Origin of the sequence: Parafrankia colletiae (assembly GCF_001854655.1) — a bacterium.
GTDB classification, from domain to species: domain Bacteria; phylum Actinomycetota; class Actinomycetes; order Frankiales; family Frankiaceae; genus Parafrankia; species Parafrankia colletiae.
Map to the genome: position 1 here is coordinate 83,298 of NZ_MBLM01000102.1, position 25,147 is coordinate 108,444.

General features: G+C 73.0%; 22 protein-coding genes and 1 pseudogene. 13 read left to right on the forward strand and 10 right to left on the reverse strand.

The window, feature by feature from the left end; all coding sequences use genetic code 11:
- Nucleotides 1-100 precede the first annotated feature (100 nt).
- Nucleotides 101-1,492 (reverse strand): M20/M25/M40 family metallo-hydrolase, encoded by a 1,392-nt coding sequence (locus CC117_RS10570; protein WP_071083554.1) that lies wholly within the window; start codon nt 1,490-1,492, stop codon nt 101-103.
- 151 nt (nt 1,493-1,643) lie between these two features.
- Between CC117_RS10570 and CC117_RS10575 the strand changes: the two genes are divergently transcribed.
- Both CC117_RS10575 and CC117_RS10580 read left to right on the forward strand, forming a co-directional pair.
- Nucleotides 1,644-1,961, forward strand: a complete 318-nt coding sequence (locus tag CC117_RS10575) for a hypothetical protein (protein WP_071083555.1) — start codon at nt 1,644-1,646, stop codon at nt 1,959-1,961.
- A 268-nt stretch (nt 1,962-2,229) separates the two neighbouring features.
- Complete coding sequence (locus CC117_RS10580; protein ID WP_071083556.1) at nt 2,230-2,592, forward strand: hypothetical protein; 363 nt, start codon at nt 2,230-2,232, stop codon at nt 2,590-2,592.
- A gap of 120 nt (nt 2,593-2,712) precedes the next feature.
- Here CC117_RS10580 and CC117_RS10585 read toward each other — a convergent pair whose 3' ends face one another.
- Nucleotides 2,713-3,198, reverse strand: a complete 486-nt coding sequence (locus CC117_RS10585; protein WP_071083557.1) for a DUF456 domain-containing protein — start codon at nt 3,196-3,198, stop codon at nt 2,713-2,715.
- Between the two features lie 136 nt (nt 3,199-3,334).
- Nucleotides 3,335-4,990, reverse strand: a complete 1,656-nt coding sequence (locus CC117_RS10590) for an ABC-F family ATP-binding cassette domain-containing protein (protein ID WP_071083558.1) — start codon at nt 4,988-4,990, stop codon at nt 3,335-3,337.
- A gap of 184 nt (nt 4,991-5,174) precedes the next feature.
- Between CC117_RS10590 and CC117_RS10595 the strand changes: the two genes are divergently transcribed.
- Together CC117_RS10595 and CC117_RS38865 are read left to right on the forward strand one after the other, a co-directional pair.
- The gene (locus CC117_RS10595) at nt 5,175-6,863 is read left to right on the forward strand and encodes a serine/threonine-protein kinase (protein ID WP_071083559.1); all 1,689 of its coding nucleotides are present in this window, start codon (nt 5,175-5,177) and stop codon (nt 6,861-6,863) included.
- Nucleotides 6,864-7,003: 140 nt separating this feature from the next.
- A complete protein-coding gene (locus tag CC117_RS38865) occupies nt 7,004-7,537 on the forward strand; it encodes a DUF309 domain-containing protein (RefSeq protein WP_241829992.1) in 534 nt (177 codons plus the stop codon).
- A 70-nt stretch (nt 7,538-7,607) separates the two neighbouring features.
- Here CC117_RS38865 and CC117_RS10605 read toward each other — a convergent pair whose 3' ends face one another.
- Entirely contained in the window at nt 7,608-8,627 is a 1,020-nt protein-coding gene (locus tag CC117_RS10605) for a DEDDh family exonuclease (RefSeq protein WP_071083560.1), read from the reverse strand.
- A gap of 467 nt (nt 8,628-9,094) precedes the next feature.
- Here CC117_RS10605 and CC117_RS10610 point away from each other — a divergent pair, with 467 nt between their 5' ends.
- Nucleotides 9,095-9,718, forward strand: coding sequence for a transcriptional regulator (locus CC117_RS10610; RefSeq protein ID WP_071083561.1), 624 nt, complete (start codon nt 9,095-9,097; stop codon nt 9,716-9,718).
- Nucleotides 9,719-9,731: 13 nt separating this feature from the next.
- Here CC117_RS10610 and CC117_RS34535 read toward each other — a convergent pair whose 3' ends face one another.
- Both CC117_RS34535 and CC117_RS10620 read right to left on the reverse strand, forming a co-directional pair.
- Nucleotides 9,732-11,702 carry a serine/threonine-protein kinase gene (locus CC117_RS34535; protein ID WP_157905394.1) on the reverse strand — a complete coding sequence of 657 codons (1,971 nt, stop codon included), beginning with the start codon at nt 11,700-11,702 and terminating at the stop codon, nt 9,732-9,734.
- A gap of 221 nt (nt 11,703-11,923) precedes the next feature.
- Complete coding sequence (locus CC117_RS10620) at nt 11,924-12,745, reverse strand: NUDIX hydrolase (protein ID WP_071083562.1); 822 nt, start codon at nt 12,743-12,745, stop codon at nt 11,924-11,926.
- Nucleotides 12,746-13,448: 703 nt separating this feature from the next.
- Here CC117_RS10620 and CC117_RS10625 point away from each other — a divergent pair.
- From CC117_RS10625 to CC117_RS10635, 3 genes are all read left to right on the forward strand, one after another.
- Nucleotides 13,449-13,925 (forward strand): MerR family transcriptional regulator, encoded by a 477-nt coding sequence (locus tag CC117_RS10625; protein ID WP_407673501.1) that lies wholly within the window; start codon nt 13,449-13,451, stop codon nt 13,923-13,925.
- 205 nt (nt 13,926-14,130) lie between these two features.
- The gene (locus tag CC117_RS10630) at nt 14,131-14,589 is read left to right on the forward strand and encodes a MerR family transcriptional regulator (protein ID WP_071083564.1); all 459 of its coding nucleotides are present in this window, start codon (nt 14,131-14,133) and stop codon (nt 14,587-14,589) included.
- Between the two features lie 192 nt (nt 14,590-14,781).
- Entirely contained in the window at nt 14,782-15,447 is a 666-nt protein-coding gene (locus CC117_RS10635; RefSeq protein ID WP_241829993.1) for a ClpP family protease, read from the forward strand.
- Here the strand turns inward: CC117_RS10635 and CC117_RS40480 are convergent.
- From CC117_RS40480 to CC117_RS38005, 3 genes are all read right to left on the reverse strand, one after another.
- A complete protein-coding gene (locus CC117_RS40480) occupies nt 15,400-16,110 on the reverse strand; it encodes a helix-turn-helix domain-containing protein (protein ID WP_241829994.1) in 711 nt (236 codons plus the stop codon). The two genes, CC117_RS10635 and CC117_RS40480, sit on opposite strands and share 48 nt — an antisense overlap.
- Nucleotides 16,111-16,265: 155 nt before the next feature.
- Nucleotides 16,266-18,461, reverse strand: coding sequence for an SF1B family DNA helicase RecD2 (recD2, locus tag CC117_RS10645; RefSeq protein ID WP_071083565.1), 2,196 nt, complete (start codon nt 18,459-18,461; stop codon nt 16,266-16,268).
- Nucleotides 18,462-18,805: 344 nt separating this feature from the next.
- A complete protein-coding gene (locus tag CC117_RS38005; RefSeq protein WP_071083566.1) occupies nt 18,806-19,024 on the reverse strand; it encodes a hypothetical protein in 219 nt (72 codons plus the stop codon).
- 334 nt (nt 19,025-19,358) lie between these two features.
- Here CC117_RS38005 and CC117_RS10655 point away from each other — a divergent pair.
- Nucleotides 19,359-20,193: pseudogene (locus CC117_RS10655) on the forward strand (lysophospholipid acyltransferase family protein).
- Between the two features lie 177 nt (nt 20,194-20,370).
- A complete protein-coding gene (locus CC117_RS10660) occupies nt 20,371-21,132 on the forward strand; it encodes a neutral zinc metallopeptidase (RefSeq protein WP_241829995.1) in 762 nt (253 codons plus the stop codon).
- Nucleotides 21,133-21,142: 10 nt separating this feature from the next.
- Here the strand turns inward: CC117_RS10660 and CC117_RS10665 are convergent, their stop codons facing one another.
- The gene (locus CC117_RS10665; protein WP_071083633.1) at nt 21,143-21,637 is read right to left on the reverse strand and encodes a pyridoxamine 5'-phosphate oxidase family protein; all 495 of its coding nucleotides are present in this window, start codon (nt 21,635-21,637) and stop codon (nt 21,143-21,145) included.
- A gap of 352 nt (nt 21,638-21,989) precedes the next feature.
- Here CC117_RS10665 and CC117_RS10670 point away from each other — a divergent pair, with 352 nt between their 5' ends.
- The 3 genes from CC117_RS10670 to CC117_RS10680 all read left to right on the forward strand — a co-directional run bounded on the left by CC117_RS10670 (nt 21,990) and on the right by CC117_RS10680 (nt 25,144).
- Nucleotides 21,990-22,988 carry an SAM-dependent methyltransferase gene (locus CC117_RS10670; RefSeq protein ID WP_071083568.1) on the forward strand — a complete coding sequence of 333 codons (999 nt, stop codon included), beginning with the start codon at nt 21,990-21,992 and terminating at the stop codon, nt 22,986-22,988.
- A gap of 242 nt (nt 22,989-23,230) precedes the next feature.
- Nucleotides 23,231-24,658, forward strand: a complete 1,428-nt coding sequence (locus CC117_RS10675) for a TetR/AcrR family transcriptional regulator (RefSeq protein ID WP_116287760.1) — start codon at nt 23,231-23,233, stop codon at nt 24,656-24,658.
- A gap of 171 nt (nt 24,659-24,829) precedes the next feature.
- Entirely contained in the window at nt 24,830-25,144 is a 315-nt protein-coding gene (locus tag CC117_RS10680; RefSeq protein ID WP_071083570.1) for a hypothetical protein, read from the forward strand.
- Nucleotides 25,145-25,147 lie beyond the last annotated feature (3 nt).

The window sequence follows — 25,147 nt, forward strand, 5'->3', positions numbered from 1 at the left end:
CCAGCAGGCCCGGCCCCGGAGCCGAGTGCCCCGGGGCCGGGCCTGCTGCCGTCCGGGCTCACCCCCCCGCCCTGCCCCCGCAGCGGCGGTCAGGTTCCGGTCAGGACGAGGCGAGGAAGCGGTCCAGCACGCGGACACCGAACCGCAGGGCGTCGACGGGCACCCGCTCGTCGACGCCGTGGAACATCCCGGCGAAATCGAGGTCGGGCGGCAGCAGCAGCGGCGAGAAGCCGAAGCAGCGAATACCGAGGCGGGAGAACGACTTCGCGTCGGTGCCGCCGGAGAGCATGTAGGGGACGGCGCGCGCCGCCGGGTCCTCCGCCCGCAGCGCCGAGGCCATCGCCTCCACCAGCGGCCCGTCGAACCCGGTCTCCAGCGCCTGGTCGTTGACCACCCACTCGCGCCGCACCTCCGGCCCGAGAAGCTCGTCGACCTGGCGCAGGAACTCCTCCTCCTGGCCGGGCAGGTAGCGCCCGTCCACGTAGGCCGTGGCCTCCCCGGGAATCACGTTCACCTTGTGGCCGGCCGCCAGCTGGGTCGGGTTCACCGTGTTGCGGATCGTCGCGCCGACCATGCGGGCGATCGGGCCGAGCTTCGCGATCGTGCTCTCGATGTCGCCCGCGTCGAGCTCGATGCCCAGCGCCTCACCGATCGAGTCGAGGAACACCCGCACCGTGGGCGTGACCACGATCGGGAACTGGTGGCGGCCCAGCCGGGCCACCGCCTCGCACAGCTTGGTGACGGCATTGTCCTCGCTGAGCATCGACCCGTGGCCCGCCCGCCCGGCCACGGTCAGCTTCATCCAGGCGATGCCCTTCTCGGCCGTCTCGATGAGGTAGAGCCGCAGGTCGTCCGAGACCGTGTAGGAGAACCCGCCGACCTCGCTGATCGCCTCTGTGCAGTCGGCGAAGTGGTCGGGGTGGTTGTCGACCAGCCAGCGCGCCCCGAGGGTGCCCCCAGCCTCCTCATCCGCCACGAAGGCCACCACGAGGTCACGCGGCGGACGACGGCCGGAGCGGGCCATGTCACGCACGACCGCGAGGGTCATGGCGTCCATGTCCTTCATGTCGATGGCGCCCCGCCCCCACAGGCAGCCGTCGAGCTCCTCACCGGCGAAAGGGTGCACGCGCCAGTCCGTCGGGTCAGCCGGGACGACGTCCAGATGGCCGTGGATCAGCAGCGGTGAGCGGGACGGATCCGAGCCCGCCAGCCGGGTCACGACGCTCGTGCGGCCCGGGGCGGACTCGAGCAGAACCGGCTCCAGGCCCACCTCGGCCAGCTTCTCTGCCACGAACTCGGCGATCGGCCGCTCGTGGCCGTCGCCGTTCCCCCGGTTGACGGACTCGAACCGGAGCAGATCCCGACACAGGTCCACCACCTCGGACTCGGCCGTCAGCGCCGCGCCGGCGCTTGCCGCCCGCCCCGCGGCGGCCGTCGGCCGGTCCTCGGCGGCGGCAGGGACGTCAGTGGGATCGAGGGACGCGTTTGCCATGACTCCAGTCTGCCCCTCCAGCCATGCGTTCATCGGAGCAGGGACGTAGCGTCGCCACGAGGCGTTCCGCACCGGTTTCCGGCCTGTGAACGATCCGTGATGGCCCGGCACGCCACCTGGTAGGAGGAACCGACCGGCAGGAGGACCCGCAATGACCGTGTACCGATGCCCGCGCGGAGACCTGGGCTGCGCCGCAGTCTTCCCGACCACCGGCGACCTTGACTACCACCTGAACCTGGCACACGGCTACGGACGACTCCAGCGGTTCTTCGCCAGCATGACGAAAAAGACGGCACTCCCCGTCGGGCCGAAGCCCGTCCGACGGGTCCCGGACGGGCTCGAAGGCGGTTCCGGAACGCCCACCACCGGCCAGGTGCGCCGCCAGGACACCAGGGCGGTGGAGCGGGACGGGCCAGCCCGCCAAGCACGCCCGCCGGTAGGCCGCGGCAGGGCCCGGCTGCCCCGGTGAGCACTCCTGCGAGCCCACGGCGAACGGTACTGCGGCGCAGGCGGACCGTCGCCCCCACGGGCCGCGCCTGCAGGAGCCGGCGACAGCCCCCGCCAATTCCGCCGAGGGCGCCCGCCACCCACACACCCCAGGGAAATCGGGAAATGCCACGGCCCCAAAGTTCCCCAACTCGCGCGCGCAAAGATTCTTTGTTTGGCAGAGCATGCGGAGTGGCAGGCCCCCTGCTGGTGCGGGGCCGCCGCACAGGAATTTGATCCATGGGGGAACTATGGGAAAGTCCGCACCACGTAGAATTCTCGTTCTTGTTGCGACGGGTGCCACCGTCGCGGCTCTCGGCCTGGGTCCGGGCGCGGTTTCCGCGCAGGCCTTCTGGGACGACAAGGGCTACCACGAGCAGTACGGCAAGGACAAGTGGGAGAAAGACCGCTGGGACAAGGACCGCTGGAAGGACGACAAGTGGGAGAAGGACGAGTGGAAGGACGACAAGTGGGATAAGGATCGCTGGGAAAAGGACAAGTGGGAGAAGGATCGTTGGGACAAGGACAAGTGGGAGAAGGACAAGCGGGGCAAGGACAAGTGGGAGAAGGACAAGCGGGGCAAGGACGACTGGGACTGGGACTGGAACTGGTAGTCCGCTGACCAGGCAGGTTCCACACAGCTGAATCCGGCCGGGGAACGGAATGAGGTGGCGACCGGCTCGCCCCGGAGGTCGCCACCGTTCCGCGGAGGCCGACGTTTCCGTTCCCCGGCGTCAGGTGATCAGCTCACCGACGCCCCAGGCCAGCACCATCGCGAGTCCCGCACAGATCTCCACCAGGAGCCCGACGCCGAAGGCGAGCGTCGCCGCCCAGGTGGACGCCGCGGCCTGACCGGGGTCGCGCAGGCGGGCGAGTTCGGCCAGATAGATCCCGGCGAGGCCGCCGACGAGCAGGCCGACGACGGGCACGACGAAGAACCCGATCACGGCGCAGACCGCGCCGACGAGCATCGTTCCGAACGGCGCCCCCGCGGCGGAGGCGGCGCGCCCCGGCAGCACGTACTTGGCGAGCGACCCGACGACGAACAGCGCGCTGATGACCGCGAGCACCAGCCAGCGCGCGGCTCCGCCACCATCCGCGATCGTCCACCACACCGCGGCGCCCCAGACGACCAGCAGGCCTGGAAGCACGGGCACCAGGACTCCGACGAGGCCGAGAGCCATGACCAGGGCGACCGCGAACAGCTCCACGCCGCTCATGGCGATGACCTCCCGACACCGGCCCGCCTCCGCGGCGGTGGGCCGCTCGTGCTCCGCCCTCGTGCCCCGCCCCGGTTCGGGGCACCGACACCCGCTCCGCCCGAAAATACCCCCCGCCGTGGCTCCTGACCGCCGATCAGGCCGGGCTCTCCTGGACCTCGCCGTCCGCCACGGTGAGCCGGCGGGTCACCCGCACGGCCTCGAGCAGGCGCCGGTCGTGGGTGACCAGCAGCAGGGTCCCCTCGAAACCCTCGACGGCCTGCTCCAGCTGTTCGATGGCGGGCAGGTCCAGGTGGTTGGTGGGCTCGTCCAGCACCAGGCAGTTCACCCCGGCGCCCTGCAGCAGGGCCAGCGCGGCCCGGGTGCGCTCGCCGGGCGACAGCGACGCGGCGGGACGCGTCATCTGATCCGCCCCGAGCCCGAACTTCGCGAACAGCGTGCGGACGTCGGCGGCCGTGCCTCCGGTGGCCTTCTCGGCGACCGTGGCCGCCGTCGCCTCCCCCCGGAAGCGCGACCGGGCCTGGTCGATCTCGCCGAGGAGCACCCCCGAACCGAGCATGTGCCGGCCCGCGGTCAACGGCTGGCGGCCGAGCAGCGCGGCCAGCAGCGTGCTCTTGCCTGCCCCGTTCGGGCCGGTGATCACCACCCGGTCGGCCCAGGCGACGGTGAGGTCCACCGGCCCGAGCCGGAAGCCCGGCCGCTCGACGACGGCTCCGGACAGCGTGGCCACCACATCGCCCGAGCGGGGGGCGGTGGCGATGGACATCCGCAGCTGCCACTCCTTGCGCGGCTCTGCGACCGCCTCCCCGCCGCTCTCCAGGCGCTCGAGCTGGGTCTGCAGCGAGCGGACCCGGCCAGCGCTCTTGGTGGCCGCCTCGATGCGCGCACCGCGGGCGGAGCGGTCCGCGTCCGGTGCACGCCGCTTCGCCCGCACCGCTCCGCGGACCGACTGCTCGCGCTGGCGTTGGACCTGCGAGACGAGGTCGGCCCGGCGGTCGGCGAAGCGCTCGTACCGCTCCCGGGCCTGCCGACGGGCGAGCCCGCGGGCCTCCAGGTAGGCGTCCCAACCGCCCGCGTACCGGGTGACGGAGTGCTGGTGCCGGTCGATCTCGGCGACCGCGTCGATCGTCCGGTCCAGGAACTCGCGGTCGTGGCTGACGACGACGAGTGCGCCCGGCATCTGCGTGACGTACTGTTCCAGCCGCTCCAGGCCGTCGAAGTCGAGGTCGTTGGTGGGCTCGTCCAGCAGGGTGATGTCGAAGCGGGAGAGCAGGACACTCGCGAGCGAGCCACGCGCCGCCTGGCCGCCGGAGAGGGCGGCGGTCGGGCGGTCCAGCGACCCGGCGGGCAGGCCCAGCTCGGCGACGATCTGCTCGGCCCGGTGGTCCAGGTCCGCGGCGCCGAGCGCCAGCCACCGTTCCAGGGCATCGTTGTAGCGGTCGTCGGCGCCGGCGACCGAGTCGGACAGGTCCGCGGTGGCCCGGTCGAGGGATTCCTGGGCAGCCGTCACACCGGTCCGGCGGGCCAGGTACTGCCGGAGGGTCTCGTCCTGGCGGCGGTCGGGCTCCTGGGGCAGCAGGCCGACGGCAGCGGTGGGCGGCGAGAGGTCGACCCGGCCGCTGTCCGGCGACACCTGGCCGGCGAGCGCCCTCAACAGGGTCGACTTRCCCACCCCGTTCGGCCCGACCACGCCGAGACGGTCACCGGGCACGACAGTGAGCGAGATCCCCGCCAGGACGACGGCGCCGCCGCGCAGCACGGTCAGATCGGACGCGACAAGAGTGGCGGACATGGGTCCAGTGTCGCCGGGCGCCGCACCGCCCGAGCGGGCTGGTGACACCGCCGCCCGTCCGGCGGGCTGCCAGCCCGCCGCGGGAGGACCGGAACACCCACAATGGTGCGACCATGCACTCTTGCCACGCTTCCCGACATGCGCCCGAAATCGGGATCTCCGCCACCGCGACCCGGGGCCCGAAATGATCATCGATCGTGCCCGGGTTGCCGCGGCACTGCCCGGCTACGACCTCGGGCCCGAGCTCGGCCGCGGCGGGTCGGCCGTGGTCCTCGCCGCGACCGACGACGCCGGCCGCCGGGTCGCGGTCAAGGCGATGGYGCTCGGCGTCGAGGAACGAGCCGTGTTCGGCGCCACCGGTGCCCCGAGKGCCGTCGCGGCCGCCGGCCCCGATGCTGCGGCCGAGGCCCGGCTGCTCTCCGCGCTCGACCACCCGCACCTCGTGCAGGTCTCCCACCACCTGGTGCATGGAGAACTCGCGCTGATCGTCATGGAGCTGCTCGACGGGGGCAGCCTGCAGAGCCGGGCCGCGGCCGGCGTCTCCACCGAGACGGCCTGCGCGATCGGTCTCGCCACCGCCGCAGCGCTCGATCACGTGCACGCCCACGGCATCCTCCACCGCGACATCAAGCCGTCCAACATCCTCTTCACCGCGGACGGGACGCCGAAGCTGACCGACTTCGGCATCGCGCACGCCCAGGGCCCCGGCGCCGGACGCCGCGGACCCGCCCCCGGGGGGACGCCTCGGTACATGGCGCCCGAACAGTTCACCCTGGACGAACTGGGGCCTGCGACCGATCTGTACGGGCTCGCCGTGGTGCTTTACGAACTGCTCGCCCGCCGCCCGCTGTTCCACGTGCGGCCGCCGACAGCCGAGCACTGGGCCCGGCACCATCTCACCGTCACGCCACGGCCGCTCACCGGCGTCCCGGAGCCGGTCGCCCGGGTCGTCGAGCGCGCCCTCGCCAAGGAGCCGGCACGCCGCCCGGCGGATGCGCGCGAGTTCGCGCTCGCCATGGCCCAGGCCATGGCCCGCTCCCGCGGCCCCGGTTGGCTCGCCCGCTCGGGCGTCCCCGCCGTCCTGGACGAGGCGGTCGCGGCCGCGGCCGCGGCCAGGCCCCATCCCGCGCCGGGCGGGCCGGCACCGGCCCGCCCGACCCGTCCAGTCCTCGCCGACCACGGCCTGGAGCTGGTGCTGGACGACTCAACGCATCCGGTTCCCGCCCCGATCGACCACGGGACGCCGGCCTCGCCGCTCCCCTGCGGCGCTCCGTCCGCCGGGGACGCGCCGCCCGCCGAGACCGCTCCGGCTGCCGGGCCCTCCGCGCCCGCCGACACCGACGCCACGCCGCCAGGCAAGAGCACACCGCCAGCCGACACAGCACCGCCAGGCGAGGACACACCCCCAGCCGACGCCAGCTTGCCCGCGGAGGCCGTCCCGCCGGTTACGAGCGCTCCCGCCGCGGACGCGGCGCCCGCCGGGACCGCACCGGCCATCCGAAGCACTGCACACACCGGAGACGCTGCGCCCGCCGGAGACGCGGCACCCGCCGGAGACGCGGCGCCCACCGGTGCCACTCGACCGGCCGACACGGGGCCGGCAACGGAGCACGCCACGCAGGCCACGGGGAGCGCTGTGCCCGCGGGGACCCCACCGGGCACCGAGGCCTCCGAGCGGGACGCGGGCGCGCAGACCCGAACGGGCGCCGGCAGCCGGGCGGGTGCCCTCGCCACAGTGCAGTTCGCTCCCGGCGCCGGGCACGAACCGGCGGGGCCTGACCCAACGGTGCGGCCAGGTGCGCGGGCGGTGCGGATCGGCATCGCCGTGGCAGCGATGCTCGTCCTTGTGATGATCGCCCTTCTGATGGCATGACGGATCCGCCGCCTCGCGGTGACCAGCCGGAGCAGGCTGCCCCGCTGGCCGGAGAGGAGCGAACCCGGCGAGAGGTGGAGCAGCGGCCCCGCGACCGTCTCGGCCGCCCGCTGCCGCATGGGTCAGTCGGCGTCCCTCCGTTGCCGGAGCATCTCCCGGACAGCCCACAGGCGGTCCTGCGGACTGCTCAGAACCTCCTCGACGACGGTCTCTACTTTCAGGCCCACGAGGTGCTGGAGGCAGCCTGGCGAGCGGCGCCGAGCGCGGAGCGTGGCCTCTGGCGTGGTCTCACCCAGATCGTGGTCGGCCTGGTGCATGCCGCGCGCGGGAACTGCCGCGGCGCGGTCGCGCTGTTGCGACGCGGGCTGACCGAGCTCGAGCCCCACCTGCGAGAACTCTGCGAGGCGACACCGCGAGGCGCGGACGAGACCCGTCCCAGCCCCCGGCCGACCGACCCCGGCGGACAGACACCGGCCACCATGCCGCCTTCGACCACCGGACAGCCTTCGACCACCGGACAGCCCTCGACCACCGGAGAGGCGCCCAGGACCGGCTGGATGCAGGACCTTGACCTGGTTGGCGTAGCCCGGTGGGCCACCACACAGCTCGGCCTGCTTGAGCGGGACTGCCGACCGACAGCGGACCTCCGGCCACCCCGGCTTCTGAGCCGCTGATCAGGCAGGCACCCTGACCGGTGGGCGTGCACACGCCGACCGGCGGGCACAGCCGTTCCCACCGGCGCGCCTACTCCTGTCGGCCCACCGGCTCTGGCGGCCCGGCGGCCTCGGCTTTCGCAGGAGGCCCGGCCGACACGGTGACGAGCTCCGCGACGGGATCTCCGGGGGCGACCGCCTCCAGCAGCGCGAGGAAGTCCCGCTCGTCCCGGACGGGAATCTCCAGGCGCGCAGCCGCCCGGGCCTTCTCGGTGGCGCCGTCCGGGACATTCGTCACCAGCACACTCGTCCGGCGGCTGACGTTCGCGGACACCTGCAGACCGGCCGCGGCAGCACGGTCGGCAAGGGCGGCGCGCTCCGTGGTCGTCGGACCGGTGAAGACCACCCGCATGCCCTGGACCAGGGGCGCCCCAGGGGCCAGCGGGCCGGGGTTGTGGTACTGGCACGGCGGCGGCCGGCCCGACGCCGAGTAGCGCGGGGGGTACACGGCGATGCCCTCGCGCTCGACGCCGCACCGTGTCAGCGGCAGCTCCAGATACTGCTCCCCGGCCCGCTCGAGAATGCGTGGAAGCAGGGCGGCCAGCACCTCGGCGTCGTCCTCGGCGTCGTGGGCGCGGCGCTGGGCGATCCCCCAGTGGGCCGCCAGTGCCGCCAGCCGCAGGCTCGTCAGCTCCAGGCCGAGACGGCTGGCGAGCGTCAGGGTGCACAGCCGCCATTCGACCGGCAGCGTCCGCCCGATGCGCAGTGCCTCCCCCGCGAGCATCCGCCAGTCGAACGCCGCGTTGTGGGCCACCAGCACCCGGCCGGCGAGCAGGTCCGCCAGTTCATCGACGACGGCGGCGAAGGTGGGGCTGCCGGCCAGGCGCTGCCTGGTGAGGCCGTGGATATGCACCGGCCCGGGATCGCACCCGGGGTCGAGGAGGGTCGACCAGCGGCCCTCGACGATGCCGTCCGGCGAGGTCAGGACCACGGCTATGGACAGCACCCTGTCTCGCGTCGGGGAAAGACCGGTGGTCTCGACGTCGACGACCGCGTACGGGTGGGTGAACCTGGCGGCGGAGCCGAGGGGGTCAGCATTCTCAGCACTCACAGCGGGGAATCATGACGCAGACCACCGACAGGAAGCCGCCCCGCGGCCGGGTGCAGTGCGGCGGCTGCGCGATCCTGGTGTGACCGGAGTGACTCGGAGTGCCACGCGAGAGAAACGAGCGGACCGCGGCAGGCCGTAATGCTATTGTGTTCCCGTTGTTTATGTGCCCGTCGTCACGCGTACGGACGGCCCGGTCCACGGGTGGTCCTCCGAACCCGCGGGTGGTGGGAGGCAGGGCCTGACAGGTGGTTGGCCGGTGGTGCCCATGAGGCCCCACCGGCCGAGCGTCGGTCGTTGTCGGGGACGACCAGGCGCATCCCGCACCTGTTGGGAAACACCCGGATGCGTCACGGCGACGTCGTCCGGTCAGGAGTGCAGGCCGAGATGCCGCGGCCAGGCGACGCCCGAGCGGTTTCGGGACCAGGCGAGGGATTGGAGGGCGGGGGCGCACACGAAAGGTGGGACGAATGTTCGTCATACAGCCCGACCACCCGCTTCCTCTTCAGGAATCAGTCTCCGAGTCGGCTCACCCCCTGCGCCGGCTTCGCTCGCTGCATGGTTGGTCCTACGAAACCGTGGCGCGTATCGTCGCGGCCCGGGCGCGTGAACTCGGTGTCGCCAGTATGGCGGCCCAGCGTCAGAAGATCTGGCGCTGGGAGAACCGTGGGGTAGTCCCCGATCGTATTTCGCAGCTCGCCCTCGCCCGGGAGCTCGGTGTGCCGGACCAGGAGGTGACGGCCCACCCGTGGCCGGCCTGGTTGCCGACGCTCGGCACACCGTCGTGCGCCCAGCAGATCGCGACGCTGCGCGGCATCCTCGAGCAGCTCCGGGAGGTGCTGCGCACCGGTGACAGCATGACGGCGGCGGTGCTGGTCGAGGAGGGCCTCACCGTCCCGGTCGACGATCTGGTGTTGGACACGACCCTGATCCGCAGCTCGGCCGTGCGCGTTGCGATGGCCCGTGCGGGCCGCCACGGTGAGGCGGCCCGCACCGGTGCGGGCCGCCTCACCGTGGCGGGGCGGCGGGAGGCCGAGGCCCCCCGGCGCGACCTCGGTGAGCGGGCGCCCCACGGGCGGGCTGTGCGGAGATGACCGCTGCCCGCCCTCAGCGAGCAGCCACCGCGACCAGAGCGACGAGCATGACCATGAGGCACGCGATCATGATCCACAGTGGGGTGCCGGGTCCCACTGCCATCCACCCGATCGGGAGGTGCACCTGCCGGGAGCCTCGGTGCGCTCCTCTCCCCCGCCGGGGAGCCTTCCGACCTGCCGGCGCCACGACGGCCTTGGCCACGGGTCGGGCAGGCGTGCCGACGGTCGCCCTCTGGGCTGTCTGCCTCTGGGCTGTCTGCCGCCGGGCGTGGGCCCGCTGGGAATGGGCCCGCTGGGAATGGGCGCCGCCCGCCCGCCGATGTCGGGGCCGGGCAGGCCCGTGGGCGTCCGCCGCCGCGGTGGGCACCGACGGAGTGGGCACCGGCAGGGTGAGGCGGGGCACGACGGACGTCGCCGAGCCGGTCCCGCCACCCGAGCGGCTCCCCCGGGTGGGGGCGCCACCGGGCTCAGCCCGCCCGGCGGACGACCCCGTCCGTACACGCCCGCTCGTCCCGCCGGTTCCACGCACGCCGAGACCTCGGGTCGGCCGTCCGGAGGCGCCGTGGCGGCTGCCGGCGCCAGCCGATCCGCCGGCGCTCCCCGACCTGCCGCCGGCCCCGCGCGTCCGGCCGGACCCGCGAGGCGCGCCGCTTCCCCGCGGTGCGCCAGGTGCGCTGGGCTGGCCCGGATCCGTGGTGTCGGCACTGCCGAGGTGCTGGTCCTCCGTGCGCTGCCGGGGTACCGCGTACCGGGCCGGTTCCCCGGCAGCGGCCCGAGGCATGAAAGCCGACCGGCTCGCCGGAGTCGCCGAGCCGGCGGCGCCGGAGCGGGCCGCCGCGGCCGGCCGGGTCGTCCGGCCGGGGCGGACCGTCGGTGCGGGCAGCGGGCTGGGGGCAGGGGACTCCGCGGCGTGCACCGGCCTGCGCCCGGGTGCCGGTCCCGGCGGTGCTGCTGGTACCGGCACCGGCACCGGCGCCGGTACCAGCGCCGGTACGGGTGTCGGCGCCGGTACGGGTGTCGGCGCCGGGCTCGGGGCACGGACGATCGGCAGCCGCGGCCGGTCGTGTGCGTCGAGGTCGAGGATCCGGGGGTCGAGATGCGCGGTGGACAGCCAGCCCTCCGCGATCACCTGGTTGACCAGGGCCGTGAGATCCGTGTCCTCGGTGTCGCTGCTGACCGCCGCACCGACGTCCGACATCGCGAGGACCTCGCGGAGCACCGCAGGGATACCCGGGCGGGTCCGGGCGTTCTTCGTGAGCGTCCGGGCGAGAAGCCCGTAGAGCCGGCCGGGAACCCCGTCGAGGTTCGCCGGGTCGTGCCGGACGCGGAACAGCACCGCGTCGGCCGAGCCGCCCCCGAAGGGAGAACGGCCGGTGGCCGCGTAGGCGACCGTGCAGCCCCAGGCGAAGACATCCATCGCCGGGTCGCTGAACCGTCCGCTGACCTGCTCGGGGCTCATGTAGGCGGGGCTTCCGACCGAACATCCGGCGCCGGTCAGCGAGATGGTGTCGGCGGCCTGCGCGATCCCGAAGTCGACGACCCGCGGGCCGTCGCGGGTGAGGAGCACGTTGGAGGGCTTCAGGTCACGGTGGACGACCCCGGCCTCGTGGATCGCGACCAGCGCCTCGGCCAGGCCCATCGCCAGCGTACGCAGCGCGTCGCCGGCCAGCGGGCCGTGCTCGCGCACGTACTCGGCCAGGCTGGGACCAGCGAGGTACTCGGTGGCCAGATAGGGCGGATCACCGTCCGGGTCCGCCGCCAGAACGCGGGCCGTGCACGCGCCCGCCACCCGGCGGACGACCTCGATCTCGCGCCGGAAACGCGCGCGGAACTCAGGATGATCGGCGAACTCCGCCCGGATGACCTTCACCGCGGCCGGCGGACCGTCCGGACCGTCCTGGGTCCCGTAGTAGACCGTCCCCATGCCGCCCGTACCGATGCGGCGGGTCAGCAGGAACGGCCCCAACCTCCGCGGAATCTCCATCCGCCGGCCTCCCCCCGGTCTGACTGGCATGGGGCGCTGCCGTCCGGGGCGGGACGTCCGATGTCCGGCGTCCAGATCTCCACGGCGCCCCGTCCCGAACCGGGACGAGGCCGACGAGCGCCCAGAAGAAGCGTGCCTGGCCCAGGGGGCATGAGGGGCTTTCGGCCCGGACCGTGCCGCCGCTTACACCCGTTCGGACCAGCCGGCGCAGCCCGGAGCGATCAGGGCCCCGCGGGGCTGCCGGGGCGGCCGAGCACCGCGGCGACCCGCTCGGCGAGGCGCTCGTCGAGGTCCGCGACCTCCACCCAACGGGCACCGGCGACCTCGTCGGCGGCGAGAACGAGGAGGTCGTGGGCTCCGCCCGGTCGGTGGCTCCGGGCACCGACCGGGCCGGCGTGCGGCGCCGGTTCCACCCTGCTGGCGGGAACACCGCCCGGCCCGCCGGCGCTGAGCGCCACCAGCCCCGTCCGCAGCCTGGCCGAGCCGGCTCCCCCGGATGTGGTTGGCCGTCCGCCCACCGAAGTGGTGGGGTCCGGCGAGGTGAGGCCCACCGGGATGGGGCGGCCGGCGGCGGTGCCGGCGGACAGGTCGTTGCTGCGGATGGTGACCACGAAACGGAAGTCATAGTGCATGTGGTCCTGTGGCTCACGCCGGTGCGGGTGCGCGCCCACCCAGTGGATGTCGACGTCCACCGGGTAGGGGACGACCGGGTCGACGCCACGGCGGCCGATCCCGGTCTCCTCGGCGAGTTCCCGCAGGGCTGCGCCGAACAGGGAGAGGTCGCGGTCCTCGACATGGCCGCCGGGCTGCAGCCACAGACCGGACGCCCGGTGATGGATCTGCAGGACCCGGCCCTCCCCGTTGACGGCCACCATCGAGCAGGTGACGTGGCCTGGCAGTGTCCTGCGCCAGGTGAGCCGGGAGGAACCGGCGGCGACTCTGTCGGCGGCCCGCAGCAGCGGCGCGAGCCGCCTGTGGTCACCGGGGTGACGGGCCAGACAGGAACGCAGTGCCTGCCCGACCGCCTCGTTGGTGATGCTCATTGCGCCGCCGCCTCCGATTCCGTGCCGCCGCCGTCGGGACCAGCCACCCCGATCATCGCCCAACCCGGGCCATCGCGGGGGAACAGGGCGGTATCGCAAGCTTTCGCGCGACCCGGAGAACCCTCCTTCGCCACTTGTAGGGCGGTCGCGGAAGTATGTCGAAGAACTCCGGGGCACTCAGTCCGATTTACGACACCTTTACGTTGTCCGTGTATTTCCGATACCGCGTGGGCTGCCGGGAGGCGGACCACCCGGGCAGGCCGGTGGATTCGACGGGACGTGTCCGCCGCGGCCGGTGGCGTGACCCGGGCGGTTCGGCATCTCGCCCCCGCACCCGCAGTCGTACTGCGCGCGGATCCGCCCGACGCGGCACAGGAGACCAGGAGAACACTCCGCCATGGTGGTGAACCTGCCGCGGAGATCTGGGCGGAGATCTGGTCAGATCACGTGACGCAGCCCCCGGGACGCGATCCGCACCCGTGACGGTGACAGGGCGGCGCGACGCGAACGCGTACGGTACGAGCGCCGCCATGCCCGAGATGACCGCGAAGATCAGGCCTCGGGCCGATTTTCGCCGGGCTCCGGGACGTCGTACAGTGCTCCGTACCAATGACACGGTCTAAGTAGAGTGCTCGGGAGTCACCCRCTCGGCCACCGGTCAGCGCCACGGCCCGCGATTCCCGGCCCTGACGTAAGGGTAGCTTTGTCGACGATGCGCAGGGACGAATCCGTTCCCAGTCTGGTCCGACGCAACACTCTCCAGATCGGAGAGGTTGCCGAGCGGGTGGGATTGTCGCTGCGTACGGTGCGCTACTACGAGGAGGCCGGGCTTCTCGTTCCGACCGGCCGGACCCCGGGCGGATTCCGTCTGTATGACGACGACGCCGTCAGCCGCCTGCTCCTCATCCGGAAAATGAAGCCGCTGGGTTTCACCCTCGACGAGATGCGCTCGCTGCTGGCCGTCCGTGATGAGCTCATCGACCCGCAGCTGGCATCCGAGCGGCGGGCCGAGCTGCGGGAGCGGCTCCGTACCTGGGTCGTTCTGGCCGAGCAGAAACTTGCCACCCTGCGCGAGCAGGCCGGTGTCGCGGAGGATTTCGTCGTCGGTCTGCACGACGACGTCGAGAGATCACAGACAACGGTCCAGGGCGAGAGCCACGACGAGCTGCCGGAGCACTGACGAGCCACCGGAGCACCAGGGCGGCCCTGCCGATGGGACCGTGCCCGGACGGGCGGCGTGCCTGGCGCCGGGTCGCCGGGTCACGGCGAGCCCGCAATATGCTGGGACSGGTCCCGCCGGCGGCAGCGCGCCACCCGGATCCGGTACCGCCAGCGGTCGCGCCCACCCACCGTCATCTGCCCGCGATACCGACATAAGGGTCGAATTGTCCACGACAGGGAACATCACCCCTTCCTCAGCCCACCGCGGCGTCTACGAGATCGGCGAGGTCGCCACCCTGGTCGGGCTGTCCCTGCGGACGGTCCGTTTCTATGAGGAGGCCGGTCTGCTCGTGGCCGTCGGGCAGGCCGCTGGCGGCTATCCGCTCTACGACGACGACGCACTCGAGCGCTTCCTGCTCATCAAGAAGATGAAGCCCCTGGGATTCACGCTCGACGAGATGCGGGCGCTGGTCGGTCTCCGTGAGGAGATCGACCGGGACGGTCTCCCCCACGAGCGCCGGGAGGAACTGCGCGAGCGGCTCGCCACCTGGGTCAGTCTCGCCGAGGAGAAGCTGGCCTCTCTGCAGGAGCAGGTCCGCGTCGCGGAGGCGTTCATGGTGATGCTGCACGACGACACCGCGCGGACCCGGCTGCGTTTCGACGGCGATCCGGGCATCTTCTGATCTGACGGGCCCGCCCTGGCCCACCTCCCCGTGCCAGGCCGGGCGGCACAGGTACCAGGTGCCGTCTGCCACGGGCAGATCTGCCGGGGGCAGACATCCCCTCCCACGGGCTGCCTTCTCGGCGAGGCTGGCCTCGCCGGCCCCTGCACGTGATCCCCGACCCCGCCGGGCCGGCGGGAGGTCACCACAGCCATGAACACCCTGCACACCCTGCACACCCAGCACACCGGGCACGCACCCGCCGCCGCGTCCGCGCCGTTCGAGGACCAGGTGTTCCAGCGGCTGCTCGCGAACCGCATCGTCTTCCTCGGAGCGGTGGTCGAGGACGCGATGGCCAACGCCATCTGCGGCGAGCTCCTGCTCCTCGCCGCCGACGACCCGACAGCCGACATCTTTCTGTACATCAACTCGCCGGGGGGCTCGGTCAGCGCGGGCATGGCCATCTACGACACGATGCAGTACATCGGGAACGACGTCGCCACCGTCRCTCTGGGGATGGCCGGGTCGATGGCGCAGGTGCTGCTCACCAGCGGTGCGCCCGGCAAGCGGTACGCGCTGCCCCACGCCAGGGTGCTGATGCATCAACCGTCCGGGGGGATCGGCGGGTCGACCGCGGACATCTCGATCCAGGCGGAGCAGCTGCTGGCCGCCAAGCACCTGATCCAGAAGCTGATCTCGGCGCATTCCGGGCAGCCGGTGGCACGGGTCGAGGCCGACTCCGACCGCGACCGCTGGTTCACCGCTGACCAGGCCCGGGAGTACGGCCTGGTCGACGAGGTCATCGACAGCGCCGGCCGGATGGCCACCACCTCACACCGAGATCGGCACGCCCCACGTTCCGTGCCACGCACCGCCTGAGCCGCGGGTTCCCGCGCGGGGGCGCGTGTGGGCGCGCACATGGGCCGGGCGCCCTGGCCCCGGCCGGACCGCGTGCCGGAGCACGGCCGGGCCGCGCCGCAGGCGGCCGGCGCCCAGGTGGATCACCTGCCGGCCCGTGGCCGCACGCGCCTCGTACCGGCCGGCCGGCCGTATCACCCGGGCCCCACCCACGGCGGCGACCGGACCCCGCTGCTCCGGGCCCGCGACGATCTCGTGGGCGGCGACAACGGCTCCTGCCGCGGGTGCGGTCGGGTGCGTTCCGGAGACCACGACCAGGACACCGTTGGGCAGGACGCTGTCGGGCCGAATCCGGTCGGGGCCGGCCGGCACGGTGTGCCGCGCCGGCAGCGGCTCATACCGCACCAGCTCGCTCATCGCCGCCGCCAGCAGGTCGACCACCCGGATACCCAGCGCGCGGCAGATCGCCGCGAGCACCTCCGAGGAGGCCTCCTTGCGCCCGCGCTCCACCTCCGAGAGATAGGGCATCGACACCTGGGCGGCCGCGGCGACCTCCCGCAGGGTGCGGCCCTGCTGGCGCCGCACCCTGCGCAGCACCTCGCCGAACAGGTCACGCAGCGGTGGCGTGGCCACCCGGCGCTCGGGTGTGACACCGCTTCCGGCGGCCTCTGCTCCGTTTGTCACCGCGCTGCCCGCCGCCTCTCCACCGTGCCCCGACACCATCGGCCCCTGCGCGCAGGGTACGCGGACGGGCGCGCGGGCGGGCGGAACAGCACTGAGGTCCGGCAATGCCGGGAGCGACCGGGAGCGACCGGCACTGCCCGGGAGCGGCCGGACGGTCAGCCGCCGGCGGCGGCGTGGAGACGGTGGGCGAGGGCGGTGTGCCGCTGGCCATGCCCGGCCGAGCGGACCGCCTGGCCGATCGCACGCCGCGACCCCACCAGTACGACCAGCTTCTTCGCCCGGGTGACCGCCGTGTACAGCAGATTGCGCTGCAGCATCATCCAGGCGCTGGTGGTCAGCGGGATCACCACGGCCGGGTACTCGCTGCCCTGCGAGCGGTGGATCGTCACCGCGTAGGCGTGGACCAGTTCGTCCAGCTCGGTGAAGGCGTAGTCGACGTCCTCGTCCTCGTCCGTGCGCACGGTGAGTGTCTGGTTCTCGTCGTCGAGCGCGGTGACGACGCCGAGGGTCCCGTTGAAGACGCCGTTCGCGCCCTTGTCGTAGTTGTTGCGGACCTGGGTGACCTTGTCGCCGACCCGGAACACCCGCCCGCCGAACCTGCGCTCGGGCCGGCCGGGCCGGCTCGGGGTGAGCGCCTCCTGCAACGCGGTGTTGAGCGCGCCCGCGCCCGCCGGGCCGCGGTGCATCGGGGCGAGGACCTGGATGTCACGCCGCGGGTCCAGGCCGAACTTCGCCGGAATGCGCCGGGCCACCACGTCGGCGGTGAGGCGGGCGGCCTCCTCGGCGTCCTCGGCGGTGAAGAGGAAGAAGTCGTCGAGCCCGCGGACCAGCGGCTGGTCGCCGCGGTTGATCCGGTGCGCGTTGGTGACCACGCCCGACTCACTGGCCTGGCGGAACACCTGGGTCAGCCGGACGTGCGGGATGGGGGTGCCCGGCGCGAGCAGGTCACGGAGCACCTGCCCGGCGCCGACCGACGGGAGCTGGTCGACATCTCCGACAAGCAGCAGGTGCGCGCCGGGCGCGACCGCCTTGATCAGCTTGTTTGCCAGCAGCAGGTCGACCATGGACGCCTCGTCCACCACGATGAGATCAGCGTCGAGGGGCCGGTCGCGGTCGAAGGCGGCGTCGCCGCCGGGACGCAGCTCCAGCAGCCGGTGCACGGTGGACGCCTCGTGCCCCGTGAGCTCGGCGAGCCGCTTGGCGGCCCGTCCGGTCGGGGCGGTGAGCACGACCTTCGCCCCCCGCGCGCGGGCGAGCTCGACGACGGAGCGGACGGTGAAGCTCTTCCCGCAGCCCGGACCGCCGGTCAGGACGGCCACCCGGGAGGTGAGCGCGAGGGTGACCGCGGCGCGCTGGGCCTCGGCCAGCTCGGCACCGGTGCGTCCGCGCAGCCAGTCCAGCGCCCGCTCCCAGTCGACGGTGGCGAACGCGCCGAGGCGGTCGGTGCCAGCCCGCAGCAGCCGCAGGAGCTGCGCCGCCACCGAGACCTCGGCCCGGTGGAACGGCACCAGATAGACGGCTGTGACGGGCTGTTCCGGGTCCTCGCCGGGAACCTCCTCCCGGGTCACCCCCTCCTCGACGACCAGTTCGGCCAGGCTCTCGATCACCGCGCCGGTGTCGACGCCCAGGATGCGCACGGCGTCACTGATGAGGCGGTTCTCCGGCAGGTAGCAGTGGCCGCCGTCGGTCGCCTCGGACAGGGTGAACAGCAGACCGGCCTTGATCCGCTGCGGGCTGTCGTGCGGGATGCCGACGGCCTGCGCGATCGTGTCCGCGGTGCGGAAGCCGATGCCCCACACGTCCGCGGCCAGCCGGTACGGCTCGGTGCGCACGACGCCGATCGAGGCATCCCCGTACTTCTTGTAGATCTTGACGGCCAACGAGGTGGAGACCCCCACACCCTGGAGGAACAGCATGACCTCCTTGATGGCCTTCTGCTCCTCCCAGGCGGCCGCGATCGCCTTCGTGCGTTTCGGGCCCAGGCCCGGCACCTCGATCAGCCGCTCCGGCGTGCTCTCGATGACGTCCAGCGCGTCGGTGCCGAAGTGGTCGACGATCCGCTCGGCGAAACGCGGCCCGATCCCCTTGACCAGCCCGGAGCCCAGGTAGCGCTGGATCCCCTGGATGCTCGCCGGCAGGACGGTGGTGTAGTCCTCGACCTGGAACTGGCGGCCGTACTGCGGGTGCGAACCCCACCGCCCGCGCATCCGCAACGACTCCCCTGGCTGGGCGCCGAGCAGCGCTCCGACCACGGTGAGCAGCTCGCCGCCGCGCCCGGTGTCGACCCGGGCGACGGTGTACCCGGTCTCCTCGTTGGCGAAGGTGACCCGTTCCAGGACCGCCTCGAGCACGGCCAGCTGGAACGGTGGGCGTCCGGCCGGGCCCTGCGCGGCGGGACGTCCCCGCCCCGGAGGCGAACCGGCGGACGGTGGCCCGGCGGACGGTGGCCCGGCGGACGGTGGCCCGCCGGGCCGCGAATCGGCAGGCCGCGACCCGGCGGGCGGCGCATCCACGGACGCGGAGCCGGGGGGCGGGCCGGATTCGGGACGGTGCACGTTGTCTCCGCGGGGCTTGGACTGTCCGACTGATTCCCGCCAGTGCCTGAACCGGCGGACGCGCCGGGCGCCGCGCCCCGGCGGCAGCGGCGGGAATCCCGTCATCCTCGCCCATCGGCCCGCCGGCTACGGCTGCCGGGTCACCACCCGATGGCCTCCGACCCCGGGCCCGCGAACAGGTGGGCGCCGAGCGCCTCGACGACCATGTCCGTGGGATCGGATGATCCGGTGACCAGGTCCAGGCTGTGCCGGGCCGCGAGGACGGCGATGCCGTGCAGGTGCGTCCAGGCGAGCAGAGCCTGCCGGCGGGCCCGCTCCGAGCTGGTCGGCGGCGGGCCACCCATCCCCAGACCGGCCACGACGAGACCACCCAGCGGCCGGGCCCTCCGTGGGCTGGCCGGCACTGCGCTCGGCGAGCACCGCGGCGACGAGGACCGTCCAGCGCTCGACCATCGGCAGGCTGCGGGAGCGAAGGTTCTCCCCGGAGCCGACCAGGAGGTCGTGCCGGAACATCAGCTCGAACATGCCGGGCCGCGCGCGTGCGAAGCGGACGTACACGATCCCGACGCGCACCGCCCGGTCCGCGGCCACGCTGCCGCCGAAGGTGACGCCGGTCGAGTCGGGGCCGGCGATGACGGGCTCAGCACCCGCCCGGCCGCCTGTCCGTCCACCTCACCGATCCACGGAGCCGGCATGTGGTACTGGCTGTTCAGAATGCTGTTCATCGGCACGCTTCTCGGGCTGCTGGCCCGTCCGACGGTCTCCGGCGCGGAACACATCCCGCGCCGTGGGCCGGTCATTCTGGCCAGTAACCACCTGGCGGTGTCAGATTCTTTTCTCCTGGTCCGGCTCGTCCCCCCGAAAGATCTCGTTTCTCGCGAAACGGGAGTACTTCACCGGGCGAGGGCTCCGCGGCCGGCTGGTCGCGTGGATGTTCACCGCCGCCGGGCAGGTGCCCGTCGACCGGTCCGGCGGTGCCGCGGCGACGGCGGCGCTCACCGCGGGCGTGCGGGTGCTGCGGGCCGGTGGGGTGTGGGGCGTCTTCCCGGAGGGGACCCGCTCCCCGGACGGACGGCTCTACCGCGGTCGCACCGGGGTGGCCCGGGTCGCGCTCGCCACCGGCGCCCCGGTTGTCCCAGTGGTGATCACGGGCAGCGCGCAGGTGAGCCCGCGCGGCAGCCGCCGCTGGCGGCGCGGGCAGGTTCACATCACCGTCTGCGCACCGCTGGACGTCTCTCGCCACCGCGGCGCGCTGGGGCCGGACGGACTGGGGCCGGACGGACTGGGGCCGGACGGACTGGAGGCTGCGGGCCCGCCCTCCGCGCGGCAGCGGGCCGTCGTCCAGGCGGTCACGGACGAGGTGATGCGCGTCATCGCGTTGCACTCGCCCCAGGAGCACGTGGACACCTACGCGACGGACCACCGTGGGGCACGCGGCCGCCGGAGTGCACCCGGGTACACCAGCCGGCCCAGGGTGGAGGGCCCGATGGGTGACCCGTCGGTGCCGCCGCGCGGGGACGCGGGATGACCGTCACATCCTGCGCCGTGACGGGTGGCGCCGCCCCGACACAGGGCGATTACCTGGCCGAACYGGAACTGTGCGAGCGGGCGAGCAGGCCCGGAAAGGCCATGCCCCCGGTTTCGGTTATCCACAAAGGCCATCGGGGCCAACAAAAGCCGCACTTCGGCCTTTACGGTGACCGTCGTGCGCGCCAGAAGGGCCTTTGTGGCCGTATTCGCCCTGTTCATCCTTCTGTTTGCGAGCTGGACGGGCCTCCCGCCGGGGACGGGTGCGGTGGCGCAGGCGCAGACCCCGGGTACGGCGTGCGGGGGTCGGATCGAGTCCAACGAGGACGTCACCACGCTGATCACCGAGCCGGCGGACTGCCCGGGTTCGGTCAACGGCTACTGGCGCGGCCAGCTCGGGACGTCCTGGAGCCAGCCGCACTACGTCCCCTACCGCAACGGCGAGATCCCGGCGATCGCCTGCGCCGAGGGCGTCGACGATCCGCGGGTCTTCGCCGACAACGCCCTGTACTGCACGCTGGACGACACCGTGGCCTACAGCATGGACTTCATGGCCCAGCTCTCCCAGACCGGTGGGCCGTCCTACCCTGCGTTCGTGATCATGCATGAGCTGGGCCACCGCGCGGACAAGCTCAGCGGGACGCTTGGGCCGGTGTCCCGCGCCGAGGAGAACCAGGCCGACTGCCACGCGGGCAGCCAGGCCCGGTACGCCGTCGACGCCGGCCGGCTCACCTCGAACGAGGCGGTGAACGGCTCGATGCTGTTCTACAGCCTCGGCGACACCCGCGGCGGCTGGTTCGACCAGGAGGGCTCGTCGGCACCGGACGCCCACGGCACCCCGGCGCAGCGCGCGCAGTCGTTCTCCCTCGGCTACCAGCAGGGCATCACGACCTGCCGGCACATCGGGCAGTCCCCGGACGGCAGCGTCAGCACCGTCTGAAGCCGGCGGCTCAGCGGCTCCCGGTGGAGGGGCCGGGGGTCGTCGTCCGGCCGGAGACCGAGTCCCAGTGGATGCGGACCCAGGTCGGCCGCTCGAGATTCGCCGCCCACGGAGCCAGGCCGGATGCCTCCAGCCGCGCGATCTCGGCGTCGTCGCGGACCGCCTCGGCGTAGCCGTTCATCAGCACGCTCCAGCCGACACGGACGGTGGGGTCGTACCCGTCCACCTCGAAGGCGACGGTGCTGTGGTTGGTCGCCGCGGACAGCTTCGAGCCCACCCGGGAACGGAACGCGATGGTGTTCCCGTCCACGATGAAGTTCACGGGCAGCACGAGGACCTCGCCGTCGGCGGAGAAGGCGACCCGGCCGATCCGCTCCCCGCCGACAAGCCGCAGGCAGATGTCGAAGGTGAGGACGCCGAAGCCGGCGTGGTCGCGCGGGATGTCCTGCCCCGGGATGCCGCCCAGGTCGGTGGGCGCCGGGGCAGGGGCGTCGGTCCGCGTCATGACGGCCTCCGTGGTCGTGTGGTCCGTGGTCGTGTGGTCCGTGGTCGTGCGGTCCGCAGCCCGCCCGCCGGGTGGCGCGCGGGGACGGCTCTGCGTGGGTACGGGGCCACCGTAGGCGCGGGCCGCCCGGCGCGGGCAGTGTCGGTCGCCGTGTTCGGGTGGTTCGTGCGGCCGGCGCCCGATCCGCCGTCCGGCGGTCCGGTGCGGGGCCGGATGGCCGCTGCCCGGCCGGCCGGCCGCATCGTTGCGGGCGGGAGCCCGGGACGACAAAGCGCATGTCCGGGACGAAGCCACCAGGCGCCACCACCATCCGAGAACATGCGACTACTTTCGGTACATGGACCTTCAGTACATGGACGAGGTTCCTCAGGGCGTGGGCCAGACAGCGCTCGCGACGGCCTGGATCAGGGCCGAGGCGAGCTGCCAGCCGGACCGCCTGTTCGACGACTGGCTCGCGCGGTCCTTCGTGGACGCCGCCGGCGACGCGGTACCCATCCCCGGCGCCGCGCGGGCTGACGAGGCCGACGGGGCCGCCGACCTGGTCGAGACCATGAGCACCTACATGATCGTCCGCACCCGCTTCTTCGACGACGAGCTGACCGCCGCGGCCGCCGCGGGCTGCCGGCAGGTGGTGATCCTGGCGGCCGGCCTCGACAGCCGTGCCTTCCGGTTGCCCTGGCCGGCCGGGACACGGCTGTTCGAGCTGGACCAGCCGACCATGATGTCCTTCAAGGAGCGGGTGCTTGCCGGGACCGGAGTCCGACCCCGGTGCGAGCGCCATGCCGTCCCCGCCGACCTGACCGAGGACTGGGTCGACCGGCTGCTCCGGGCTGGCTTTCGTCCCACCGAGCCGACCGCATGGTTGGCGGAGGGCATCCTCGCGTATCTGGCGGAGGACCAGGCCGAGCGGCTGCTGGCCGAGATCACCGACCTCTCCGCGCCGTCCAGCCGGTTCGCGCTGGAGGACGCGAGGAACCTGCCGGGGGGCATGCTCGACCAGATCCGGCGGAGCTCCCCGATGGGCCAGTTCGCCGACCTGTGGAAGGGCGGGCTCGAAGGRGAGTCACCCGCATGGCTGGGCGCGCACGGCTGGCGCGGGCGGGAGACCCCGTTCACCCGGATCGCCGCCGGCCTGGACCGGTCGATCTCCGCCGCGCTGCCGGTCGAGGGTTACTTCGTGACAGCCCGCCGGGCCGGGTCGTGGGAGGAGACCGGGGTCACCCGAGCCACCGCACCGGCCVCCGCGGGCGTCGGCGCGGGCCGCGGCTCGGGTCTCGGACCGGACGCCGGAACCGGCTCCGGACCGGGTCATGCGCAGGGCTCCAACGGTCACGGCGGCGACATTTCGTAGCGCACCTGGACTCCGGGCCCACCACCCGTCTGCCCRCACCCCGGCCATCCGCGCCTGCGTCCGCACACGACCAATTCCACTTTCCGGCGGACGTGAGCACCCGGCCGCGCGGAAGTGAATGCGACGCCGCCTGTTCGCATACTCTGACATGGATGTCCGAGAACGAGATCCTTCGACGAGCGAGCTACGGGCCGACCAGTCCGGTGGTCGGGACGCGCGGTTCACGCACACGCGCACGCGTCGTGGAGACGGCACTGGCGCTATTCGAGACCCAGGGCTTCCACGGCACGTCGGTGGATGACATCGCCACAGCTGCCGGTGTGTCCCGTGCCACGCTCTATCAGTATTTCGAGAGCAAGGAGCAGATCTTCGTCGAGCTGCTCCAGGAATGCGGAACCGCGCTCATGCGGGTGGTCCGCCGGATCGGMCCGCTGGAACCCACCGAGCTCGGGTTCGACAATCTGCACTGGTGGCTCGGCGAGTGGGCCTGGGTCTACGACAAGTACGCCACGATGTTCGTCCAGTGGGCGAACATCAGCTCTCCCGGCACGTCCATCCCGGACATGGCCAGCCGCTTCCTGGCCGACTACCACGAGCGGATCGCCCGCCGGCTGGCCTCCTCCGGGGTGTCTGGCATCGACCCCGCGGATGCGGCCGTCATGCTGACGACGCTGGTGAACGCCTGTAACTACGCGAGGCACGCCGGCCCGGCGGCGCGCAGCGGGCGGTCTGGCGGCCACGCCGGCGCCGGCGGCCCTGCCGGCACCACACCTGGCTCCGCGGCCGGCGCCGCGGGCATGGGCGGTTCTTCCCCCCGGGCCGGCGCCGCCGGTGTGATCGGTGCGGAGCAGCTGACCGACAGCCTGGCCGTGATCGTCCAGCTCCTTCTTTTCCCGCAGACCCCGCCGACCGTTTTCGCCCAGCTGGGGCGCGATATTCCGGCGCCGCGGCCGCCCAGCACCGGTGAACGCCTCTGGTCGGCGCCGCCGGCCGCACCGCTTCGCCCCGCGGTCCTCCCACCGCCGCCCGAGGACAGGTTCGCGGCACTCAGCAGCCGTGCCTCCGCCACGGTCGGCCGACTGCTCGACGCGGGCGTCGAGTGCTTTACCGAAAAGGGTTACCACCAATGCTCGGTGGATGACGTCGTCTCGATCGCCGGCTACGCCCGTGGAACCTTCTACAAGTATTTCGACGAAAAACTCGACCTGCTGGTCGCGCTGAGCGACCAGGCACTCCGTACGATCTCCGAACTCGACGACCGGATGTGCCGGGCCGGTTCGGCCACCACTCCTGATCCGCTGGCGCTGCGAAGCTGGCTGACCGACGTCGTCACCTTCGCGTTGCGTTACCTCGGCGTGACCCGGATCTGGCTCGACCAGCAGCCGCAGCATCCGCGGCTGGAGGCGGCCCGGGCCGCGGTGGGCGAGCGGCTGCGCACCGGGTACGGCGGTCTCGTCGGGGCCGGCCGGTTGCCGCACCCGCTCGACTCGCAGGTGGCGAGCATCGCGTTCTTCGCGCTGGTCGAGCAGCTGCCCGAAGCCCTGGTCGGGATGGACCGCGGCCGCCCCGTCGCGGGGATCGTCGACCTGGTCGCGACGGCACTCGAGCGCACCCGGCTCCGCCCGCCCGCCACGCCCGCGGCCGGCCCGGCGGGCCAGGCCCCGTCGTAGCCGCCGTCCGACCGCCGCTGTTCGACCAGGTCAGTCACCCCGGGGGGTCATGCTGTCGCGTGCAGCGACATCGCGCGTGATGTACAGAACACGCATAACCTGTTGGCCTGTCCCACGCACGGACCACCCGCACAGTGCACGGCGGGACGCCCGATCGAGGAGGTCACACGGGTGAGCACCCTGGTCAAGCCGGGTACGCGTTACAAGTCCACGGTGTGCGACACCGAGGTGATCATAGTCAAGCCATCGTCCGGCCCGATCGACCTGCGCTGCGGTGGGCAGCCGGTGGTGGAGGTCGGCGCGGAGGTTCCCGCCGGGCTGACTCTCGACCCGGCGTTCTCCGGCGGCACGCCGCTGGGGAAGCGGTTCGCCGACCCCGAGTCGGGCCTGGAGCTGCTGGCCACGAAGGGTGGTGCTGGCTCGCTGTCGATCGGCGAGGTGCCACTGCCGCTGAAGGACGCCAAGCCGCTCCCCTCCTCTGACTGACGG

Coding starts and splice junctions, on each gene's coding strand:
- CC117_RS10575 (WP_071083555.1), top strand. CDS start 1,644: ATGACCGTGTACCGATGCCCGCGCGGAGACCTGGGCTGCGCCGCAGTC.
- CC117_RS10620 (WP_071083562.1), bottom strand. CDS start 12,745: ATGAGCATCACCAACGAGGCGGTCGGGCAGGCACTGCGTTCCTGTCTG.
- CC117_RS10580 (WP_071083556.1), top strand. CDS start 2,230: ATGGGAAAGTCCGCACCACGTAGAATTCTCGTTCTTGTTGCGACGGGT.
- CC117_RS10585 (WP_071083557.1), bottom strand. CDS start 3,198: ATGAGCGGCGTGGAGCTGTTCGCGGTCGCCCTGGTCATGGCTCTCGGC.
- CC117_RS10570 (WP_071083554.1), bottom strand. CDS start 1,492: ATGGCAAACGCGTCCCTCGATCCCACTGACGTCCCTGCCGCCGCCGAG.
- CC117_RS10610 (WP_071083561.1), top strand. CDS start 9,095: ATGTTCGTCATACAGCCCGACCACCCGCTTCCTCTTCAGGAATCAGTC.
- CC117_RS10665 (WP_071083633.1), bottom strand. CDS start 21,637: ATGACGCGGACCGACGCCCCTGCCCCGGCGCCCACCGACCTGGGCGGC.
- CC117_RS34535 (WP_157905394.1), bottom strand. CDS start 11,702: ATGGAGATTCCGCGGAGGTTGGGGCCGTTCCTGCTGACCCGCCGCATC.